This window comes from Streptomyces sp. ML-6 (assembly GCF_030116705.1).
Lineage (GTDB): Bacteria > Actinomycetota > Actinomycetes > Streptomycetales > Streptomycetaceae > Streptomyces.
This window is the reverse complement of the sequence record NZ_JAOTIK010000001.1, coordinates 1,661,609-1,683,280: the sequence shown is the minus strand read 5'-3', so window position 1 is coordinate 1,683,280 and position 21,672 is coordinate 1,661,609. Positions and strand designations below refer to the sequence as shown.

General features: G+C 69.9%; 15 protein-coding genes, 1 tRNA gene and 2 pseudogenes. 12 read left to right on the top strand and 6 right to left on the bottom strand.

Annotation, left to right across the window (positions count from 1 at the left end):
- Window positions 1-52 precede the first annotated feature (52 nt).
- Window positions 53-1,024 (top strand): SDR family oxidoreductase, encoded by a 972-nt coding sequence (locus tag OCT49_RS07445; RefSeq protein ID WP_283851097.1) that lies wholly within the window; start codon window positions 53-55, stop codon window positions 1,022-1,024.
- A gap of 43 nt (window positions 1,025-1,067) precedes the next feature.
- Here OCT49_RS07445 and OCT49_RS07440 read toward each other — a convergent pair whose 3' ends face one another.
- Window positions 1,068-2,381 (bottom strand): HEAT repeat domain-containing protein, encoded by a 1,314-nt coding sequence (locus OCT49_RS07440; protein ID WP_283851096.1) that lies wholly within the window; start codon window positions 2,379-2,381, stop codon window positions 1,068-1,070.
- 22 nt (window positions 2,382-2,403) lie between these two features.
- Complete coding sequence (locus tag OCT49_RS07435; protein WP_283851095.1) at window positions 2,404-3,333, bottom strand: hypothetical protein; 930 nt, start codon at window positions 3,331-3,333, stop codon at window positions 2,404-2,406.
- A gap of 305 nt (window positions 3,334-3,638) precedes the next feature.
- On the opposite strand from OCT49_RS07435, the gene OCT49_RS07430 reads away from it, so the two are divergent.
- On the top strand, window positions 3,639-4,415 hold the full coding sequence (locus OCT49_RS07430; RefSeq protein ID WP_283851094.1) for a S1 family peptidase: 777 nt from the start codon (window positions 3,639-3,641) through the stop codon (window positions 4,413-4,415).
- Between the two features lie 257 nt (window positions 4,416-4,672).
- Here OCT49_RS07430 and OCT49_RS07425 read toward each other — a convergent pair.
- Window positions 4,673-6,466, bottom strand: a pseudogene (locus OCT49_RS07425) (glycoside hydrolase family 35 protein); the annotation flags it as partial.
- Window positions 6,467-6,709: 243 nt separating this feature from the next.
- Here OCT49_RS07425 and OCT49_RS07420 point away from each other — a divergent pair.
- The 7 genes from OCT49_RS07420 to OCT49_RS07390 all read left to right on the top strand — a co-directional run bounded on the left by OCT49_RS07420 (window position 6,710) and on the right by OCT49_RS07390 (window position 15,470).
- Window positions 6,710-7,621, top strand: coding sequence for a helix-turn-helix domain-containing protein (locus OCT49_RS07420; RefSeq protein ID WP_283851093.1), 912 nt, complete (start codon window positions 6,710-6,712; stop codon window positions 7,619-7,621).
- A gap of 11 nt (window positions 7,622-7,632) precedes the next feature.
- Window positions 7,633-7,959 carry a chorismate mutase gene (locus OCT49_RS07415; protein WP_283851092.1) on the top strand — a complete coding sequence of 109 codons (327 nt, stop codon included), beginning with the start codon at window positions 7,633-7,635 and terminating at the stop codon, window positions 7,957-7,959.
- A gap of 253 nt (window positions 7,960-8,212) precedes the next feature.
- Window positions 8,213-8,452 (top strand): hypothetical protein, encoded by a 240-nt coding sequence (locus OCT49_RS07410; RefSeq protein WP_283851091.1) that lies wholly within the window; start codon window positions 8,213-8,215, stop codon window positions 8,450-8,452.
- Between the two features lie 486 nt (window positions 8,453-8,938).
- Window positions 8,939-9,577 (top strand): SMI1/KNR4 family protein, encoded by a 639-nt coding sequence (locus OCT49_RS07405; RefSeq protein WP_283851090.1) that lies wholly within the window; start codon window positions 8,939-8,941, stop codon window positions 9,575-9,577.
- A gap of 170 nt (window positions 9,578-9,747) precedes the next feature.
- Window positions 9,748-12,297 (top strand): aminopeptidase N, encoded by a 2,550-nt coding sequence (pepN, locus tag OCT49_RS07400; RefSeq protein ID WP_283851089.1) that lies wholly within the window; start codon window positions 9,748-9,750, stop codon window positions 12,295-12,297.
- Window positions 12,298-12,645: 348 nt separating this feature from the next.
- Window positions 12,646-14,043 (top strand): pyridoxal phosphate-dependent decarboxylase family protein, encoded by a 1,398-nt coding sequence (locus tag OCT49_RS07395; protein ID WP_283851088.1) that lies wholly within the window; start codon window positions 12,646-12,648, stop codon window positions 14,041-14,043.
- A complete protein-coding gene (locus OCT49_RS07390; protein WP_283851087.1) occupies window positions 14,040-15,470 on the top strand; it encodes a lysine N(6)-hydroxylase/L-ornithine N(5)-oxygenase family protein in 1,431 nt (476 codons plus the stop codon). Before OCT49_RS07395 ends, OCT49_RS07390 begins: the two co-directional genes overlap by 4 nt.
- A gap of 190 nt (window positions 15,471-15,660) precedes the next feature.
- Here the strand turns inward: OCT49_RS07390 and OCT49_RS07385 are convergent.
- Window positions 15,661-17,479: pseudogene (locus tag OCT49_RS07385) on the bottom strand (bifunctional metallophosphatase/5'-nucleotidase).
- Window positions 17,480-17,667: 188 nt separating this feature from the next.
- Between OCT49_RS07385 and OCT49_RS07380 the strand changes: the two are divergent.
- On the top strand, window positions 17,668-18,357 hold the full coding sequence (locus OCT49_RS07380; RefSeq protein ID WP_283851086.1) for an SIMPL domain-containing protein: 690 nt from the start codon (window positions 17,668-17,670) through the stop codon (window positions 18,355-18,357).
- Between the two features lie 125 nt (window positions 18,358-18,482).
- Entirely contained in the window at window positions 18,483-19,916 is a 1,434-nt protein-coding gene (gene pyk, locus OCT49_RS07375) for a pyruvate kinase (protein ID WP_283851085.1), read from the top strand.
- 7 nt (window positions 19,917-19,923) lie between these two features.
- On the opposite strand, the gene OCT49_RS07370 is transcribed toward pyk, so the two are convergent.
- Both OCT49_RS07370 and OCT49_RS07365 read right to left on the bottom strand, forming a co-directional pair.
- Window positions 19,924-20,703 carry a helix-turn-helix domain-containing protein gene (locus tag OCT49_RS07370; RefSeq protein ID WP_283851084.1) on the bottom strand — a complete coding sequence of 260 codons (780 nt, stop codon included), beginning with the start codon at window positions 20,701-20,703 and terminating at the stop codon, window positions 19,924-19,926.
- Window positions 20,704-20,812: 109 nt separating this feature from the next.
- Window positions 20,813-20,885, bottom strand: a tRNA-Leu gene (locus OCT49_RS07365).
- 100 nt (window positions 20,886-20,985) lie between these two features.
- On the opposite strand from OCT49_RS07365, the gene OCT49_RS07360 reads away from it, so the two are divergent.
- Window positions 20,986-21,633, top strand: a complete 648-nt coding sequence (locus tag OCT49_RS07360; RefSeq protein ID WP_283851083.1) for an ANTAR domain-containing response regulator — start codon at window positions 20,986-20,988, stop codon at window positions 21,631-21,633.
- Window positions 21,634-21,672 lie beyond the last annotated feature (39 nt).

Below are 21,672 nucleotides of genomic sequence, written 5' to 3'. Positions count from 1 at the left end.
TAGGTGTGGAAGGTAGCAGCCTGCCACCGCATCGCCAACAAGGAGATGTGTGATGACCGCGAGCAGCGAGGAACGGGACGGCACGGGGAACCGGAAAGGCGCCGGGACACTGTGCGAGGGACGCGTCGTGATCGTGACCGGCGCCGGCCGGGGCCTCGGCCGGGCCCACGCGCTCGCCTTCGCCGCCGAGGGGGCCCGGGTGGTGGTCAACGACCTGGGCGTCGGCCCCGGCGGCGACGGGGGTTCGGCCGGCCCGGCCCGGCAGGTGGCCGACGAGATCGTGGCGGCGGGCGGCGAGGCGGTGGCCCACGGGGGCGACATCGCCACGCCCGAGGGGGCCGGCTCCCTGGTCCGGGCCGCGCTGGAGAACTTCGGACGGCTGGACACCCTGGTCAACAACGCGGGATTCCTGCGCGACCGGATGCTGGTGAACCTCTCCGAGGACGACTGGGACGCCGTGATACGGGTCCACCTCAAGGGCCACTTCCTGCCCTTGCGGTACGCGGCCGAGCACTGGCGGGCCGAGACGAAGGCGGGCCGCGCACCGGTCGCCCGGGTGGTCAACACCAGCTCGGGCGCGGGGCTGCTCGGCAGCGTCGGGCAGGGCAACTACTCGGCCGCGAAGGCGGGCGTCGTGGGCCTCACCCTGGTCGCCGCCGCGGAGCTGGGCCGGTACGGGATCCAGGTCAACGCCCTCGCCCCGGCGGCCCGCACCCGGATGACCGAGCGGACGTTCGCCGGGGCGATGGCGGCCCCCGAGGACGGCGGCTTCGACGCGATGGCCCCGGAGAACGTGTCCCCGCTGGTGGTGTGGCTCGGCTCGGCCGCGAGCGACGGGGTCACCGGACGGGTCTTCGAGGCGGAGGCCGGCCGGCTCACGGTCATGGAGGGCTGGCGCCCCGGCCCCACCACGGACCGGGGCGCGCGATGGGCCCCGGCGGACGCGGGGGAGGAGGTGCGCAAACTCCTCGCGGAGGCGGAACCGGCCCGGCCGGTGTACGGGGCGGGGCAGGGCGGCGGCTGAAGGACCGGCCCGGCCCGGCCCGCGCCCCCTGCGGCCGAAGGGCCTACGCCGGGCCCCCTCGCGGGAGGTGGCGCCGCACCTTGCCGCTGGGGTCCGCGGCCAGCCGGTCGATCCCGGCGGCCACTTCCGACGGGGCCAGGATGCTCAGGGCGCGCCAGGCCTCGGCACGTACGCGCGCCCTGGGGTGGGCCGTGAAGTCCAGTATCCGCGGCACGTCGCACGCGCCGCCCAGGTCGGACAGCCCGCCGAGCGCGCCCACGGCGGTCGCGTCCGGCACATGGGCCGGTGCCAGGGCGTCGCGGTACACCTGCGGCGCGAGGTCCGTGTGCCCGCGGGCGTACAGGGTGGCGCGGGCGTGGTAGCGGATCCTGGCGTCCGGGTCGAGCACGGCCCGGCGCAGATGGGCCTCGCCGTGCGGCTGCCGGGCCCGGGCCCGCAGCGCCCGCAGCCGGATGCGGGGGCTGCTGCTGGCCTCCAGGTGCGGGAGCAGCGCGTCCTGCTCGGCCGGGGCCAGGCGCGAGGAGGTGGCGACGCGGGCGCCCCACTGCCACAACGAGGGCTCCCGGGACGAGAAGGCGGCCCCCACGGCCGCGACCGGCTCGGTCCGGGCCAGCCGGCGCAGACAGCTCGCACGCACCAGGGGCTCGTCCGATCGCGCCCCGCGCCACAGCGCCGCCGTGCCGTGCCGGTGGAGCAGGTCCTCCACCGAGGCCAGCAGGCGTCCCGCCCGCCGCCGGCCGCGCAATCCGTCGAGGAGCGGCAGGAGCTGGACCAGGAGGTCCACGTGGCCGGGGTCCAGGCGCGTGGTGACCGCCTCCCGGGCGAGGTCCCGCACCTGCTCGACCGGGTCGTTCAGCCGCAGCAGGAGGAAGGGGAGCACGAAGGGGTCCCCGGTCCCGACGGCGAGTCGGGCGACGCCGGTCTCCCGGAGGTGCCCGGACCGGTCGAACGACATCAGGGCCGCCACGGCCGGACCGTACCGGCCGGGCACCGCGTCGTCGCCCGCTTCCCCCGCGCCGGACGGTTCCCCCGCGCCGGACGGTTCCCGGTGGCCGGACGGTTCCCTCTCGTCGGCCGCTCCCCGGTAGTCGGTCGTGGCGCCGGAGGTCGTGGCGGTGTGGGCCGGGATGCGGTCGGCCGGGGTGCCGTCCTCGTCCAGGACACCGGGGCAGAGGACTCCGAGACCGTGGCGCCGGCCCCGGTAGTCGGATTCCAGCCGCATCAGCTCGTGCGGCGTCGCCCCGCGCAGCAGGGCGTCCAGCCGGCGGGCGGCCGATGCGGGGGACTCGTCCCACGTGAGGAGCACGCCGACCACGCAATCCAGCAGCCACGACCGTCCGGCATCGGGGATCTGCATGCCCCCGCCCCCCTCGCTCGGTTCAGGTGTCGCAGTCCAGGACTGTATGGCACAGGCCGCAGCGGACCCGCACCCGGCCGCGCACCGGCACCCGGATGCGCTGGTGGCAGACGGGGCAGCCGAAGGAGACCCGGAGCCCCTGCGGGCCGCTGTCGAAGGCGTACGGGACCTCGGGGGCCGGGGCCGGGGCCGGGGCCGTGTCCGGGTGGGTGCGGGCGTGCCGCCGGTCCTTGGCGTAGCGGCGGCGGGCCGCCCACCCGGCGGCCGCGAGGGGCGGCTGCCGGAGGTCCCGGAGCGCCCGCGCGTACCCCTTCCCGTAGGCGGTGCAGGCCTGCGGGCTGGTGAACCACGGGGACGGGTCCTCGCCGAGGGCGAGCGCCCGCTTGGCGAGGACGTACCCGAACTCCTCCGGCGTGAGGTAGCCGAGCTTCTGGCTGGAGACCCCGTCCTCGCGGAAGGCGTCGAGCAGCAGCCAGCCCGCGCCCAGGTACGTCGTCACGGTGTCGGTGAGGATCTCGTTGGCGCGCGTGCCGGGGAACTCCAGGCCCAGGCGGTGCAGCAGCACGTGCGTGGCCTCGTGCGCGAGCGCGGCGCCGATGTCCCTGCGGTGGGTGCGGAAGCGGTCGTTGAGCTCGACGAAGTACTCGGGCCCCGCCGTGAGTTCGACGGCCGCGGCGTGCTCCATCGTCCGGAAGGCCACGATCATGCGGGCGTCCGGCAGCCGCAGGTGCTGGACCACGGCCCGCGCCACCCGCTGGGCGCCGAGATGCAGGTCCTCCCGGTCGTCGAAGGCCGCGTCGGCCGGGATGAGGCTGGTGGCGTAGGCGTGGACGCCCTCGTACGAGAGCCGCCGGTACAGCGCGGTGATCGCGGACCGGACGGTTCCGAGGTGCGGGAAGCCGTGGACCACCGGGCCGCCGCCCCGGCCGCCGTTCCCGTCGCCGTCCGTCACGTCCCACCCCCGTCCGCGCGGCCCGGCCCTCACTGTAACGACCCGGGAGCGCCGGGAGCCCGCTCCCCGGGACGCCGCCACCACCCCACGGTCGGTCATACGGGCGATCCCGGCCGGGAATTGGCCGGAAAGTGATCCTTGTGGGCTCGATGATCATTTCCGGATAATCCGAACCAGGCTTTGTCGAGGGCATGACCAAAGGCGTGTCGCGGTGCCGCGCCGCCCGCGGTCACACCCCCGGCCGAGCACAGCACCCCCACACGCACCACCCCCCACACAAACCCCCCACGAAAGAAGGAAATCCCTTGAAGCAGCTTCTGCGCGCCGTGAAGAGATGTTCCGTCATGGCCGCCGTGGTCCTCGCGGCAGTCAGCCTCCAGCCCGCCGGCGCCTCCGCGGCCCCCAACCCGGTCGTCGGCGGAACCCGCGCGGCACAGGGCGAGTTCCCGTTCATGGTCCGGCTCTCCATGGGCTGCGGCGGCGCCCTCTACGCCAAGGACATCGTCCTCACCGCCGCGCACTGCGTGGACGGCTCGGGCAACGACACCTCCATCACCGCCACCGGCGGCGTCGTGGACCTCCAGTCCTCCAGCGCCATCAAGGTCCGCTCCACCAAGGTCCTCCAGGCCCCCGGCTACAACGGCCAGGGCAAGGACTGGGCACTGATCAAGCTCGCCAAGCCCATCGACCAGCCGACCCTGAAGATCGCCACCAGCACCGCCTACAACAACGGCACCTTCACCGTCGCCGGCTGGGGCGCGGCCACCGAGGGCGGCTCCCAGCAGCGCTACCTCCTCAAGGCCACCGTGCCGTTCGTCTCCGACGCCGACTGCCAGGACGCGTACGGCGGCGACCTCGTCCCCGGCGAGGAGATCTGCGCCGGACTGATCGACACCGGCGGCGTGGACACCTGCCAGGGCGACTCCGGCGGCCCCATGTTCCGCAGGGACGGCGCCGGAGCCTGGATCCAGGTGGGCATCGTCAGCTGGGGCCAGGGCTGCGCCAGGCCCGGCTACCCCGGCGTCTACACCGAGGTCTCGACGTTCGCCTCCCAGATCGCGTCCGCCGCGGCCACGCTCTGACCCCGGCGGCCGGACCCCGGCACCGGCGGCCCTGAGCCGACCGGAGCCGGGCGGCTGCCGGCCGGCCTCCGGCACCCGGACCACGGCCACGCCAGGACCCGAGCGGCCGTGCCCCGGCCCGGACCCGGCCACCCCGGGGCCGGTACGAGTCCCACCGGCCCCGGCAGCCGCAGCACCGGCGCACACGTCACCGCAGTTGCGGCACGGGTGCAACACATCACCGCAGTTGCGGCACCGGTGCACACGTCACACCTGAACACCCCGGGGGTGCCCGTCCGGACGGGCACCCCCGACCCCAGCTCCACATACGGCGCGCCCGAGCCCTCCAGCTCCAGCACCCACACCTCGTTGACCCCCTTCCGCAACACCGGACCCGGCACGTACAGCGTCCGCTGCGGACCCACCGACCAGTAGCGCCCCAGACCGAAGCCGTTCACCCACACGAACCCGCGCGTCCAGCCCGGCAGTTCGAGCCCCGCATGCCCCACCCCGGACACCCCGGTGAACTCGAACGTCCCCCGGAACAACCCGGTCGCCCCGGCCTCCCCGACATCCCCGAAGGAAACCCCGGCCACCGCATCCGGCTCCTCGAACGCCGCCAGCCGCAGCGCACGGGCCCGCACCCCGTGCAGATACTGCCGCTCGTGCAGCACCCCACCGGTGATCCCCTTCGGCTCACCGAGCCGCGGCCCGTAATTGACCCGGCCCAGCGACTCCACCCACAGCTCGATCTCCGCAGGACCGGCCACCGGCTCCTCCAGCGTCCCGGCCCCCTCGCTCAGCACACCCGCCCGGACCCCGTCCACGTACACCACGGCCCGGTCCCGGAGCCCCGACACACCCAGGGCATACGGCCGGCGCGGCCCCGGCACATCCACCCGGTAACGCACCAGACCCCGGTCGACCCCCAACTCCTCGAAGGTCGGCGCAACCCCCGACGGCGCCGACTCCTCGTCGCCCAGCACCTCCAGCACCGCATCCAGCGACGCCCACCCCGTCAGCTCCGCCCGCACCGGCACGGCCGGCCCGACCGGCACCGGCGGAAGCTCCGGAATCGGCCCCTCCGCGTACTCGGCGAGCACCTCGCGAAACCGCCAGAACTTCTCCGTGGGACGCCCGTACTCGTCGATCGGCGCGTCGTAGTCGTACGACGTCACCGTCGGCTCGAAATCCCGGTCCTGATGCGGACCCGACCGGTTGGCCCCCGCCCACCCGGCGAAATTCGTCCCCCCGTGCGCCATGTAGATGTTCACCGAGGCCCCGCACTCCAGAACCTCCCGCAACTCCCCGGCCGCCTGCTCCGGCCCCTGCACGACCGGCTCGGCATCCCAGTGCTCGAACCAGCCGCACCAGAACTCCATGCACATCAACGGCCCCTCCGGCTGATGGCGGCGCAACACCTCGAACGCCTTCCGCGCACCCGACCCGAAGTTCGCCGTGGCGAGCAGCCCCGGCACCGAACCACCCGTGAGCATGTGGTCCTCCGGCCCGTCGGAGGTGAACAGCGGAACAGTCACCCCCAGCTCCCGCAGCATCTCCACCACCCGCCGGAGATAGACCCGGTCGGTGCCGTAGCTCCCGTACTCGTTCTCCGCCTGAACCATGATCACCGGACCGCCCCGCCCGATCTGCCGCTCCACCACCTGCGGCAACAGCACCGAGAACCACCGCTCCACCGCGCCCAGGTACTCCGCGTCACGGGTCCGCACCCGACGCCCGAACCGCCCCGTCACCCACACCGGCAGCCCACCGTTCTCCCACTCGGCACAGATGTACGGACCCGGCCGGACGATCGCCCACAACCCGGCCCGCTGCGCCGCGTCCAGGAACCGGCCCAGCGCCGCCACGTCCCGGAACACCCCCGGCTGCGGCTCATGCAGATTCCACGGCACATACGTCTCGACACAGTTGAGACCCATGGCGCGCAACATCGCCAGCCGGTGATCCCACTGCGCCTCGTGCACCCGGAAATAGTGCAGGGCCCCCGACAGCAGCCGTACGGGCTTCCCGTCGAGCCGGAAGTGGTCGTCCCCCACGGTGAAGTCAGCCATCGTGCTCGTACTCTCCTGTGCGTGCGGTCCCCGGGACGCCACCGCCCCGGGCCGTACGACGGCACGCACCACGCAGCGGGCGAACCCGGAAGGAAGGATGCCACCCACTCTCCCCCCTGGCGCCCGACCGGTCCATGGACAAAGATCGCAGCTGTTTGGACACAATTGTTCGGACACGCAGACCGGACCCGGGCAGCACCGGACCGGACCGGCACGACCGCGGGGGAGGAGGGAAAGAAACCGATGTACCACACCTGGATGCGCTTCTTCACCCCCAGCCCGCTCCACCACCGGCTGGGACTCGTCTGCCTGGGCGTGGGGCTCCAGCACGGCGCACTGCCCACCGTCGGCCCCCGCACCCTGGACCACCACGTGGCCGTCGTCATCCACTCCGGCACCGGCTGGTTCACCGGCCCCGACGGCCGCCGGATACCCGTCGCCGGCCCCAGCCTCATCTGGCTCACCCCCGGCACCCCCCACCACTACGGCGCCGACCCCGGCACCGGCTGGGACGAGAGCTTCGTCGACTTCACCGGACCCGCCACCGCCACCTACACCGAACTCGGCTACATCGAACCCGACCGCCCGCTCGTCCCGCTCGCCGACACCGCCGGCCCACGCGCCGCGGTGAGCCGGATGGTACGGGCGGCCCGGCGCGGCAACCCCCTGCTGGAGGTCGAGACCGGCGCCGCCGTCCACGAACTCCTCGTCGCCCTGCGCCGGGCCCGCGCCGACGTCAGCCCCGACGGCGACCCCGTCCTGCAGGCCCTCGCCCGCGACGCCTTCCAGCCCCTGTCCGTCGCCGAACACGCCGCCCGCCACGGCATGACCCCCACCGAACTGCGCACGGCGGTCCGCCGGGGCGCCGGATGCAGCCCCAAGGACTACCTCCTCGGCATCCGGCTCGGCCGGGCCAAGGAACTCCTCGCCGCCACGGACCTGCCGGTCGCCGCCGTCGCCCGCCGCGTCGGATACGACGACCCGGCATACTTCTCCCGCCTCTTCGCCCGCCGGGTCGGCACCGCCCCCGTCCGCTTCCGCGAACAACAGGGCCGCAACGTCCCCGGCGGCTGGAGCGACCGGGTCCCCGACCCGGAGAACCCACCGACGATCATCACCCCCGGCCCGGCAGGCCCCCCACCACCGGCGGGCTAAGCTCGCTGACCATGACCACGAGGGAGATCGACGAGTCCGTGAGCGCGGAACTGACCCGGCTGCGCCAGAGCATCGACAACATCGACGCCGCTGTCGTCCACATGCTCGCCGAGCGCTTCAAATGCACCCAACAGGTCGGCCACCTCAAGGCCGCCCACCACCTCCCCCCGGCGGACCCGGCCCGCGAGAGCCGCCAGATCGCCCGGCTGAGACAACTCGCGGAAAGCGCACACCTGGACCCGGCCTTCGCCGAGAAACTGCTGAACTTCATCGTGGCTGAAGTCATCCGCCACCACGAACGGATCGCGGAGGAATCCGCGACGGAGGAGCGGGCCTGACCCCGGAAACATCCGGGCCCCGGGACGGAACACCACCCCCCCCGGACCCGACGCCGGAACCGGTGGGGGAGCCGACGGCGGGACCTGCGGTGAACCCGACGCCGGGACCGGTGGCGGACCCGACGGCGCAACCCCGCCCCGCCGGTCCGACCGCCTGCGCCTCGACCGCACCACCCCGGCGGTCACCAGCAACCCGAGCCCCGTCGCCAGGACGACGAACCCGGCCCCGGCTGACTCATTGACATGATCACCATTGCCCTCCGGCTCGGGCAACCCGTCGGCCGCCCACTCCGGCAACACCAGCAACGCCACCCCGACCAGGGCCGGCACCACCCACCCCACACTCTCGCGACGCACGGACCGGACCGACACCAACGCACCCGCGGTCAACAACACCGCACACCCCAACGCCGGCAACACCGTGCACACCACCCACTCCGACAACAACGGCCGCCAGTACCACTCCGATTCGGGCCGCGGACCATCGAAGTAGTACAAGGTCCGCGGCTGCGGATCACCCAAGAAGTCCCGCAACGTCCCCGGCACCAGACCCCCCAGCAGCCCACCACCGAACACGAGCCCCGCGAACCGCCCCACCCGGCCCCCACCACCCCGCCCGACCCGCAACGCCACCACCGCACACCCACCCGCCAGCAACCCCAGGAACACCCCCTTGACCGCCCCGTAACCGATCGGCGTCCAGACGTTCCAGGGATAATTCTCCAGCCGCCCGGCACGCCACACCCCCACGAGACACCACGCGACCGCCCCCGCCGCCACCCCCCCACGGCACCACCCCCACCACCCGCCCACGCCCACCCGACCCCACCATCACTCCACCCACTGCCCACCCCGCTCGCCCGGCCCGCCACACCCGTCCCACACCCGTCCCACACCGGGACGCACCCACACCCCCCACGGTTGCAAAACCCACCACCACCCCGGCCGGGGCGTCAGCACCCCCACGTACCCTCCCGACATGCCGGCCACCGAGAAGGAACACCCCGAGCACCAGCCCACCACCCACCCCTGGCGCGATCTGCTCCAGCGCTGGAGCGACGCATGGCTGGACCCGGTACAGCACGAACAGGAGAGAGCCGAACCCTTCCCCGCCGGAATACGGGCGGCCCGATGGCTGGGCACCACCGGAGCGACCCCGAAGGAACTCGCCGACCTCGAACAACGCCTGGGAGCCGACCTCCCCCCGAGCTACCGGGAATTCCTGGGCACCAGCGACGGATGGCTCGACACGACCCACGGGATCGCACGACTCCTGCCCACCCGGGAGATCGACTGGGCCAAAGACCTCGACCCTGAACTGATCGAAGGCTGGAACGACGACGGAGGAACGGACGACGTACCCGACGAGGAGTACTTCGTCTACGGCGACGAACAGGACTGCTGCACCATACGGACCGAATACCTGAGCCACATGCTCAAGATCAGCCACACCCCGGAAAGCGGCGACGTCTACCTGCTCAACCCGCGCGTCGTCACACCCGACGGCGAATGGGAAGCCTGGTACCTCGCCCACTGGCTCCCGGGAGCCATCCGACACCGCTCCTTCTGGGACCTCATGAACAACGAATACCGAAACTTCCGGGGCGACCGGGACTGACCACCCGCACCACACGCCCCCACCGGACAACCAGCACAACACACCTCCCACCACACGACCAGCACGGCCCGCCCCCGCCGGACACCCCGCGCCGAAACCACCACAGGGTTCCGGTCAGCCCTGGGAGAACTCCCCTGCGGCACGCCCACCACGTACGGCAGCATGGACACATGTCCGTACTGACGCGCGACGAAGCGCAGACCCGAGCCCAGTTCCTCGACGCACACAAGTACACGATCGACCTCGATCTGACCGCGGGGGAGGAGACCTTCGACTCCCGCACCGTCATCCAGTTCACCGCCACCACGGCCGGAGACACCTTCGTCGAACTCAAGCCGGCCACCCTGCGCTCGATCAGCCTCGACGGACAACCCCTCGACCCCACCCACCTCGTCGAAAACCGCTTCCCCCTCACCGCCCTCACCGCCGGCCCCCACGAACTGCGCATCGACGCAGTCATGAACTACTCCCGCACCGGCGAAGGCATGCACCGCTTCACCGACCCCACCGACGGCGAAACCTACGCCTACACCCAACTCTTCATGGAAGACGTCCAACGCGTCTTCGCCGCCTTCGACCAGCCCGACCTCAAATCCGTCTTCGAACTCACCGTCACCGCCCCCCAAGGCTGGACCGTCCTCGGCAACAGCATCTCCGAACACCACGGCGACGGCCGCTGGACCCTGGCCCCCACCCCCCTGATCTCCACCTACCTCGTCGCCATCGCCGCCGGCCCCTGGCACTCCGTGACCACCCAACACGCCGGACTCCCCTTCGGCATCCACTGCCGCCGCTCCCTCGCCCCCCACCTCGACGCGGACGCCGACGAAATCCTCGCCATCACCAAGGCCTGCTTCGACCGCTTCCACGAAAAGTTCGACGAGCCCTACCCCTTCGACTCCTACGACCAGGCATTCGTCCCCGAATTCAACGCCGGCGCCATGGAAAACCCCGGCCTCGTCACCTTCCGCGACGAATTCATCTACCGCTCCGCCGTCACCGACACCGAACGCCAGACCCGCGGCATGGTCATCGCCCACGAGATGGCCCACATGTGGTTCGGCGACCTCGTCACCCTCGCCTGGTGGGACGACATCTGGCTCAACGAGTCCTTCGCCGAATACATGGGCTACCAGACCCTCTCCGAAATCACCCTCCCCCGAGCCCTCAACTCCTTCCGAGCAGGAGAGGCCCCCTTCCCCGACACCTGGGTCGACTTCGGCGTCGCCCGCAAGGGCTGGGGATACGACGCCGACCAACGCCCCTCCACCCACCCCGTCGCCCCCGCCCCGGACGCCGTCCCCGACACCGCCTCCGCCCTGCTCAACTTCGACGGCATCTCCTACGCCAAGGGCGCCTCCGCCCTGCGCCAACTCGTCACCTGGCTCGGCGAGAAAGACTTCCTGGCCGGCATCAACACCCACTTCGCCCGCCACAAATTCGCCAACGCCACCCTCGCCGACTTCATCGACAACCTCGCCTCGGCCACCGACCGCGACGTCCACGCCTGGGCCGAAACCTGGCTGCGCACCACCGGAGTCGACACCCTCACCACCCGCGTCCAGGAATCCGACGGCACCTGGACCCTCACCGTCGACCACCACGGAAACCGCCCCCACCGCATCGCCGTCGGCGCCTACGACCCCGACCCCGACACCCACACCCCCACCGGCATCACCCCCCTCGTCCTGCGCAACCGGTTCGAAATCGACGTCCCCGCCCACGGCACCGCCGAAGCCCTGCCCGGCCGCCGCCCCGCACTCCTCGTCCTCAACGACCAGGACCTCGGCTACGCCAAGATCCGCCTCGACCCCCGCTCCTGGGAAACCGTCCTCACCGCCCTCTCCGGCGTACCCGACCCCCTGACCCGCGCCGTCATCTGGAACACCGCCCGCGACATGGTCCGCGACGGCGAACTCGCCCCCACCACCTACCTCGAAACCGCCCGCACCCACCTCCCGCACGAAACCGACCTCGCCCTCGCCCAAGGCGTACTCGCCTTCGCCCACACCCACATCGCCGACCACTACACAGCACCCGAAAAACGCCCCGCCGCCCTCGCCACCATCACCGCCCTGTGCCGCGACCTCATCCGCCGCACCGAGGACGGCCACAACCCCGGCCTCCGCCTCATCGCCGTACGCCACCTCATCGACGCCGCCACCCAACCCGACACCATCCACGACTGGCTCACCAACGGCACCGTCCCCGGCGGCCCCGAACTCGACCCCGAACTCCGCTGGCGCATCCTCAACCGCCTCTCCGTCCTCGGCGCCACCGACGAAGCCACCATCGCCGCCGAACTCGAACAGGACCCCAGCGCCACCGGACAGGAAGGCGCCGCCCGCTGCCGCGCCGCCTTCCCCACCCCCGAGGCCAAAGCCACCGCCTGGCAGGCCATGTTCCACGACGACAGCCTCTCCAACTACCTCTTCACCGCCATCGCCCAAGGCTTCTGGCAGCCCGAACAGGCCGACCTCGTACGCGACTACGTCCCCCGCTTCTACCCCGACGCCACCGCCCTCGCCGCCCGCCGAGGACCCGCCATCGCGGAAGCCGCAGGACGCCACGCCTTCCCGGCCCACGCCATCGACACCGAAAACCTCCGACTCGGCGAACAGGCCCTCGAAGACGAAGCCCTCACCCCCGCCCTGCACCGCAAACTCGTCGACCAGATCGACGACCTGCGCCGAGCCCTCACCGTACGCACCACCCACTGACCCGACCGGCCCGGCCGCCCCACACAACGGCCGGGCCACAGGCCCTGCAACCCCCCCACCAGGCCCACAAACCACACAGCCCCGAACCAGACCCACCGGACCCACAACTTCACACCAACCCCACCCGTGCCCGGCGTCCCTCGCACAAGGAGACGCCGGGCACACCCATGTCCGACAACCCGATACCACCGCACCACCCCACAGCAGCCCCAAACCCCCACCCCCATCCCCCTTTCGGGTTCAGATCACCCAACTCCCCGACCACACACCCGAAAACCCGGACAGGCTGACATACCCACCCATGCCCACCCACGCCCCACCCCCCCGCACCCGAAAGGGCCCCCACCCATGCCCACCCCACCCCTCGCCGGATCCACCAACGGCCCCACCGCACTACGCCCCCTCCTCGACACCGTCCTCACCGCACTCCACGAAGGAACCCGCCGACGCCACGGCCCCCTCCCCACCGGCGGACCCGACGCCGTCACCCCCCGCACCCGCACCGCCACCCACCCCGTCATCCCCGACCACGGCACCGGACCCCACGAAGCCCTGCGCACCCTCGTCACCGCACTCACCGAAGGCGCCGCAGACCCCGCACACCCCCTCTGCACCGCCCACCTCCACACCCCACCCCTCGCCCTCGCCGCCGCAGCCGACCTCGCCGCCAGCGCCCTCAACCCCTCCATGGACTCCTGGGACCAAGCCCCCGCCGCCTCCGCCCTCGAAGCCGACCTCACCACCGCCCTCGCCACCGAGATCTACCCCCACCACCCCACACCCGACGCCCTCATCACCACCGGCGGCACCGAATCCAACCAACTCGCCCTCCTCCTCGCCCGCGAACGCAACGGCCCCGTACAAACCATCCACGCCACCAACGCACACCACAGCATCACCCGCGCCGCCTGGCTCCTCGGCCTCCCCCAACCCATCACCATCCCCGCCCCCACCGGCACCATGGACCTCACCGCCCTCGAAAAAACCCTCACCCGACTCCAACCACCCCTCCTCGTCACCGCCACCGCAGGCACCACCGACACCGGCCACATCGACCCCCTCACCGACATCGCCGACCTCTGCGACCACCACGGCGCCGAACTCCACATCGACGCCGCCTACGGCGGACCCCTCCTCCTCAGCCCCACCCACCGCAACAAACTCCACGGCCTCGACCGCGCCCACAGCGTCACCCTCGACCTCCACAAAATCGGCTGGCAACCCGCACCCGCCGGCATCCTCGCCGTCCCCCACCGCCACCACCTCACCCCCCTCCACCACCACGCCCCCTACCTCAACGCCGACGACGACACCGAAGCCGGCCTCCCCGACCTCCTCGGCCGCTCCCTGCGCACCACCCGCCGCCCCGACGCACTCAAAATCGCCGTCACCCTCCGCGCCCTCGGCCGCACCGGACTCGCCCACCTCATCGACCACACCCTCACCACCGCCCACCACCTCGCCGACCTCATCACCAAAACCCCCACCCTCGACCTCTACGACCGCCCCACCATCAGCACCGTCCTCTTCCGCCCCACCAACGCCGACGACCACACCGTCGCCACCATCCGCCGCACCCTCCTCACCCGCGGCCAAGCCGTACTCGGCCGCGCCCACACCAACAACCGACTCTGGCTCAAAGCCACCCTCCTCAACCCCCACACCACCCCCGACGACCTCCGCACCCTCCTCGACCTCGTCGACCAACTCACCCACGACCTCGCGGAAGGCAACACCCCCCGATGACCGACCTCCCCACCCCCGACCCCCACCACCCCCACGACCTCGCCGGCATCGGCATCGGCCCCTTCAACCTCTCCCTCGCCGCCCTCGCCCACAACATCCCCACCACCCACCACCATCCCCCCACCACCGCCTTCTACGAACAACGCCCCGCCTTCCACTGGCACCCCGGCCTCCTCATCGAAGGCGCCACCCTCCAAGTCCCCTTCCTCGCCGACCTCGTCACCCTCGCCGACCCCACCAACCCCTGGACCTTCCTCAACTACCTCCGCAGCCGCGACCGACTCTTCCCCTTCTACTTCGCCGAACGCTTCCACATCCAACGCGCCGAATACGACGCCTACTGCCGCTGGGTCACCCACCAACTCCCCAACCTCCACTTCAACCACCAGATCGACGCCATCCGCTGGAACCAACAACACCAACTCTTCGAAATCGACTTCACCCAACTCGACCCCGACGGCGAAGCCCAAGCACTCGGCCGCACCCACGCCCGCAACATCGCCCTCGGCATCGGCACCGAACCCCACATCCCCGAACCCCTACGCCCCCTCACCGAAGACGAAAACACCCCCGTCATCCACTCCGCCGACTACCTCCACCACCGCCAAGAACTCCTCGACGCCGAACACATCACCATCATCGGCTCCGGACAATCCGGCGCCGAAATCTTCCTCGACCTCCTACGCGCCCGCCCCCACGGCCACGAAAACCTCCACTGGCTCACCCGCACCCAGGCCTTCGCCCCCATGGAGTACTCAAAACTCGGCCTCGAACACTTCACCCCCGACTACACCCACTACTTCCACGCCCTCCCCGAACCCGTACGCGACGAACTCATCCCCCGCCAATGGCAACTCCACAAAGGCATCGACACCGACACCATCACCGCCATCCACGACGAGCTCTACCACCGCACCCTCCACGGAGGCTGGCCCCACACCACCCTCACCCCCGGAGTCTCCGTACGCACCGCCGGACGCCTGACCAACACCCGCATCGAACTCCACCTCGAACACACCCAACAAAACACCCGCACCCGCCTCACCACCGACGCCGTCATCCTCGCCACCGGCTACCGCGAACGCCCACTCACCCGCCTCCTCGCCGGCCTCGAACCCCACCTGCACCGCGACGCCTCCCAACGCCCCCGCATCGACGACCACTTCCGCCTCGTCCTCGACCCCGCCATCACCGGCCACATCTACGTACAGAACGCCGAACGCCACACCCACGGCGTCGGCGCCCCCGACCTCGGACTCGCCGCCTGGCGCAGCGCCACCATCCTCAACGACCTCACCGGCACCAACCCCTACCCCCTCCCCGAACGCACCGCCTTCACCACCTTCGGCCTCACCCCCCGAACCCCCCGCGGCCCCCACATCCCCACCCAGAACTCCGACCTCACCCCCCTCACCCACGGCAACTGACCCCCCCCACACACACGCAGAAGGCGGCCGCCCCTCCCACAGGAGAGAACGGCCGCCCCACACAGAACCGCCCAGAACACCGAACTGCCCAGAACGCCAGACCGATCAGACCACCGGACCGATCAGACCACCGGACTGCCCAGCACGCCGGACTGCCCAGCACGCCGGACCGATCAGACCACCGGACCGATCAGAACACCGGCGTACCCTCACGCGTCAGACGCCAGCCCACCGAAGCGAACTGCGCACCATCCACCGAACCCTTCGCCTGCACCCAAGAAATAATCGTGTTCCGAATCTCCTCCGAATTCGCCCACAACTGCTCCGCACCCGCCACATGCGGGAAGTTCCCCCCACCACTGGCCCGGTAGTTATTCACCGCCAGCACGAACCGCGCCGCCGGATCGACCGGCTTCCCCTCGAACGCCAGATTCACGATCCGCGAACCAACCGGCTTCGCAATGTCGATCTCATACGTCAGACCCGACACCGCATCGTAGTTGTAATCCGGAGTGTTGTCCGCATTCGTCAGCTTCGCCGTGTCCACCGGCACACCCACCGGCGTCTGCACGTAATACCGCGCCGAGAACTCCAAATAATCCCGCACCTGCGCACCCGTCAGCAACCGTGCCTCAAGCGTGTTCTCGAACGGATACAACCCCGCCGCATCCTTGATCGTCACATCACCGGCCGGAATCTGCGCCGTACGCGAAAAACACGACGCCTGCGAGAGCACCGGAAGCCCCGCATACTCCCCACCCGCCAACGCCGCCTTCACCGTCTCCGCCTGGACGACATTGATCAGATCAATGATCGGCTCGTCCTTCCACGCCGCCTCCGCCGTCGTCATCGCCGCCGTCGACGTACCGATCACCTGATTGACATACGCCACGACCTTCTCGTGCTCGTCCGCCAGCAACCCCGTGATCTTCGGGTCCTCCTCCACTGTGTTGGAGTTCAACACCCGCGAACCCACCTTCTCCACCACCCAGCGACCCCTCTCCCACACCAGATCGAAGTCGAACAGCGCCAGCCGCTGCCCCCACTTCAACGGCTCGGAGAGCACCACCCTCCTCCCCGTCCGCTTGTTCTCCACGAAGTACTCGGGAATTTCCTGATGCGCATGCCCCACCAAAATCGCATCGATACCCGGCACCTGCTCGGCCACCAGACCCGCCGCATTCTCCACATACGGCAACTGATCACCGTACGACGACGTACCACTGCTCCCCGAATGCGCCGACACGATCACCACATCCGCACCCATGGAACGAAGCCGCGGCACAAATTTCGCCGCCTGCTCCTCCAGCCCCGGGAACACCATCCTCCCACCCACATTCGCCTTGTCCCAGATCGCGATCCCCGGATTGGTCAACCCCAGAATCGCCACCCTCACATCCCGGCCGTACGGAGTACGCATCCGCTTGATGACATACGGCGCAAACGCCGGCCGCAACGACTTCGCATCCAACGCATTCGCACCCAGCAACGGAAAATCGCACTGCTCCTCGAACTTCCGCAGCACCGGAATACCGTAATTGAACTCGTGATTCCCCAACGCCGCCGCGTCATAACCGATCGCATTCATCGCCTGCGCCATCGGATGCACCGGCCCACGCCGCGCCGTGATCGGATCGACCTTCGCGTAGTAGTACGACAACTGAGTGCCCTGAATCGTGTCACCCGCGTCGATCAACAACGTGTTGCGACGCCCCTTCTCCCGGCGCACCCGCTCCACCAACGTCGAAATCTTCGCCAGACCCACATCGTTGTGCGCCTTGTCGTCGAACTCCCTGTCCGTGAAATAGTCCCAATTGAAGACGTTCCCATGCAGATCCGTCGTCCCCATCACGGTGAACGAGTACCGCTTTGACGGACGCCCATGGCCGTGACCGGAACCATGACCATGACCATGAGCCGCAGCAGGCACCGCGGAACCCCCCCACGACCGCCACACCCGCACCGGCAGCCGCCGATGCGCCCAGGAACGTCCTACGGTTCAACGGCATCTCTTCTCCCACATCTCGGTTCTCACACGAAGCCCGGTACCCGCACGCCCCACCCCCCGCCCGACGCGGAGGCCGAACCGCACACAACGCGCGTAGATGATGACCCAGGACCCACCCCCGGGCAACACCCCTCCCAGGTTTCGATCCGATGACCAACCACTGTCACACCCGGCTGCCACAGTGGACCCATGACCGACACACCCCTGTCCTACGGCACCCCCGAACACCCCCGCCTCGCCGTCCGCGGCGAAGCCCGCCTCGAATTCGACCCCGAGATCGCCCGCATCGGCATCACCGTCAGCGCCCGCGGCAAGGACCGCCGAAACGCACTCGAAGACCTCACCCGCCGCAACGACCGCGTCCTCGAACTCGCACGCTCCTACGGACAAGCCATGGAAAAACTCGAAACCGGCGCATTCTCCATCACACCCGAACTCGACCAACAAGGCCGCAACGAGAAAATCCGCGCATATCACGGCCACGTCCACATCACCGCAGTCCTCAACGACTTCACCACCCTCGGCGAATTCACCACCCGCATCGCCGACCTCGAAATGACCCGCATCAACGGCCCCTGGTGGAGCCTGCGCCCCGACTCACCCGCCCACGCCGAAGCCCGCCGCCAAGCCGTCCGCGAAGCCGTCCAACGCGCCCGCGAATACGCCGACGCACTCGACACCCACCTCACCGCCCTCGTCGAACTCGCCGACACCGGCGCGGAGAACGCCCCCACCGCCCTGCCCGCACCCCCCGGCGGCGCACGCGCCGCCTACAGGACGGCAGCCCCCCAACCCACCGCCCTCAGCCTCGAACCACAACGCCAGACCGTCTACGCACGAGTGAACGCCCGTTTCATCATGGCACCCCCCACACTCTAAAAGGAATGCTCATCCGAGCACCCCGCCGCACAATTCAACAGTCGTCAATAACCCTTCACCCAAAGGTCGTTGAGCGGACACGGCGAGCGAAATAACTACCCGTAGGTAAGGCTTAGGGTCGAAGCATGCGCCGAGCAAAAATCGTTTGTACCCTGGGCCCCGCCACCGACACCTACGACCAGCTCAAAGCACTGGTCCACGCCGGAATGGACATCGCCCGCCTCAACCTCAGCCACGGCACCTACGCCGAACACGAAGAGCGATACCACCACGTACGCAAAGCCGCCGACGAAGCAGGACGAAGCGTCGGAATCCTCGCCGACCTCCAAGGCCCGAAGATCCGCCTCGGCCGCTTCCACGAAGGCCCCGTACTCCTCGAACGCGGCGACACCTTCACCATCACCGTCGAACCCACCGAAGGCGACCGCCATGGCTGCGGCACCACCTACGACGGCCTCGCCGTCGACGTCACCCCCGGCGAACGCATCCTCGTCGACGACGGCCGGGTCACCCTCGAAGTCACCGAAGTGGACGGCCCCCGCGTCCACACCACCGTCATCGAGGGCGGCATGGTCTCCGACCACAAAGGACTCAACCTCCCCGGCGTCGCCGTCTCCGTCCCCGCCCTCTCCGAAAAGGACGTCGAAGACCTCCGCTGGGCCCTGCGCACCGGCGCCGACATCATCGCCCTCTCCTTCGTCCGCAGCGGACGCGACATCGAGGACGTCCACCGCATCATGGACGAGGAGGGCCGCCGCCTCCCCGTCATCGCCAAGATCGAAAAACCCCAGGCCGTCGAGAACATCGACGGCATCGTCGCCGCCTTCGACGGCATCATGGTCGCCCGCGGCGACCTCGGCGTCGAAATGCCCCTGGAACAAGTACCCATCGTCCAGAAACGCGCCATCAAACTCGCCAGGCGCAACGCCAAGCCGGTCATCGTCGCCACTCAGATGCTCGACTCGATGATCGACAACTCCCGCCCCACCCGCGCCGAGGCCTCCGACGTCGCCAACGCGGTCATCGACGGCACCGACGCGGTGATGCTCTCCGGCGAGACCAGCGTCGGCAAGTACGCCGTCGAGACGGTACGCACGATGGCCCGCATCGTGGAAGCTGCCGAGGAGGACCTCCTCGCCAAGGGCCTCCCGCCCCTGACCGAGCACAACAAGCCCCGCACCCAGGGCGGCGCCGTCGCCCGCGCGGCGGCCGAGATGGGCGACTTCCTGGGCGCGAAGTTCCTGGTCGCCTTCACCCAGAGCGGCGACACCGTCCGACGCCTCTCCCGCTACCGCTCGCCCATCCCGCTCCTGGCCTTCACCCCGGACCCCGCCACCCGCTCCCAGCTGAACCTGACGTGGGGCGTCGAGACCTTCCTCGGCCCGCAGGTGGACTCGACGGACGCGATGGTGGCCCAGGTCGACGAGGAGCTGCTGAGGATCGGCCGCTGCGAGAAGGGCGACGTCGTGGTCATCACGGCCGGCTCCCCGCCGGGCGTCCCGGGCTCGACGAACCTGGTGCGGGTGCACCGCATCGGCGAGGACGACAGCCCGAAGTAGGCGGTCGTCAGTACTTCGGCCCGACGTGGGCGTCCATCAACGCGACGGACGCCCGTCGGGCTACGGAGATGTTGTATGCCTTGCCCGCCCGGGTGCAGTGCGTCCACTCGACACCGAGCTTGTCGAGGGTGTCGGTGTAGAGCTGCCGGATGTCGTCCGAGACGTTGGTGAAGTAGTAGCGCGGGTACTCGTAGCGCTTGCGCACCCCGTTGATCACCCGGGTCGTCCAGTTCATGTTCCGGCAGCCGTCGGAGTGGATGAGGCCACGGATGAAGTCCCATGGGTGGGCATCGACGATCTCCTGTTGCCAGGAGGCCAGAATGATGGGGCGCTCGTGCTTCTTGCCGGGCCCGTGCTGGGGGAAGAGACACGGCCAGTGCTTCGTGTAGGACTTGACCTCGACGCAACCGTTCCGGTGGCGGCGGCTCGTGCGCGGTGCGGGCAGCACTCGACGCATCGCCGATTCGGCTTCGTCGATCAGACCGGGCCACACGTCGCCGCAGAAGACTGACAGGTGGTGCTGTTTGGGCTTGGAGATGATGTGCCCGTCGCCGAGGTAGAGACCCAGCAGATACGCGTATGCGACATGATCGAATTCTCGCCCGGTGCAGACAGGGCAGTCGGTGGGCTGCTCGTACTGCACGCCGCGTCGCTTGCGATCCTCGTGCAGCCACCAGCCGATTGTTCCACGGGGGACGCCAAGGAGCTCGGCGACCGCTCGATTGGTGGCCCCGCTGCGTAAGAGAGCGAGCGCTTCGTCGCGAGTCGACGGGTTGTGCTGTTCCATGCGACGGATTCTTGTGCGACCTTCGCTGGTCCGTGCCGGATTCGAAGGAGCGTTCACTGGCAGGAGTGAAGATCGTTAAGCGGCGTCAAGCCTTGGAAAAGAAGGGAAGTGCCCTGGGTGGGATTCGAACCCACGCTGTCGGTGGTTTGAGCACCGTGTCTCTTCCGCTGGACTACCAGGGCTGGCCTTGGCATCAAAGGTTAGCGCAGGCCTGCTGTGCCTCAAACATACAGGAGCTAGGTAGGCTCAGGTAGCAGCACCTGCCTTGAAAAAAGGAGCATTGTGACAACCCCCGAGTCGCCCCAGCCCGCAGACGACGACAAGTCGCACGTTCCGCCGCTGACGACCCGCGTCGTCATCGCCGAGGACGAGGCGCTCATCCGCCTCGACCTCAAGGAGATGCTGGAGGAAGAGGGCTACTCGGTCGTCGGCGAGGCCGGGGACGGGCAGCGGGCCGTCGAGCTGGCCCGGGAGCACCGGCCGGATCTGGTGATCCTCGATGTGAAGATGCCGGTCCTCGACGGGATCTCCGCGGCGGAGAAGATCGCCGAGGAGTCCATCGCGCCGGTTCTGATGCTCACCGCGTTCTCGCAGCGCGACCTCGTCGAGCGGGCCAGGGACGCCGGGGCGATGGCGTATCTGGTGAAGCCGTTCAGCAAGAGCGACGTGGTGCCGGCCATCGAGATGGCGGTGTCGCGGTTCGCGGAGCTGAAGGCGCTGGAGAGCGAGGTCGCGGACCTTGCGCAGCGGCTGGAGACGCGGAAGCTGGTGGATCGGGCGAAGAGCATTCTGCAGACGGATTACGGTCTGTCGGAGCCGGCGGCGTTCCGGTGGATCCAGAAGACGTCGATGGACCGGCGGCTGTCGATGCAGCAGTTGGCCGAGGCGTTGATCGCGGATGCCGAGGAGAAGAAGCGGGCGGCCGAGTAGCCGGGTCCGTAGGGACACATGGTTGAGGCCCGTACCCCG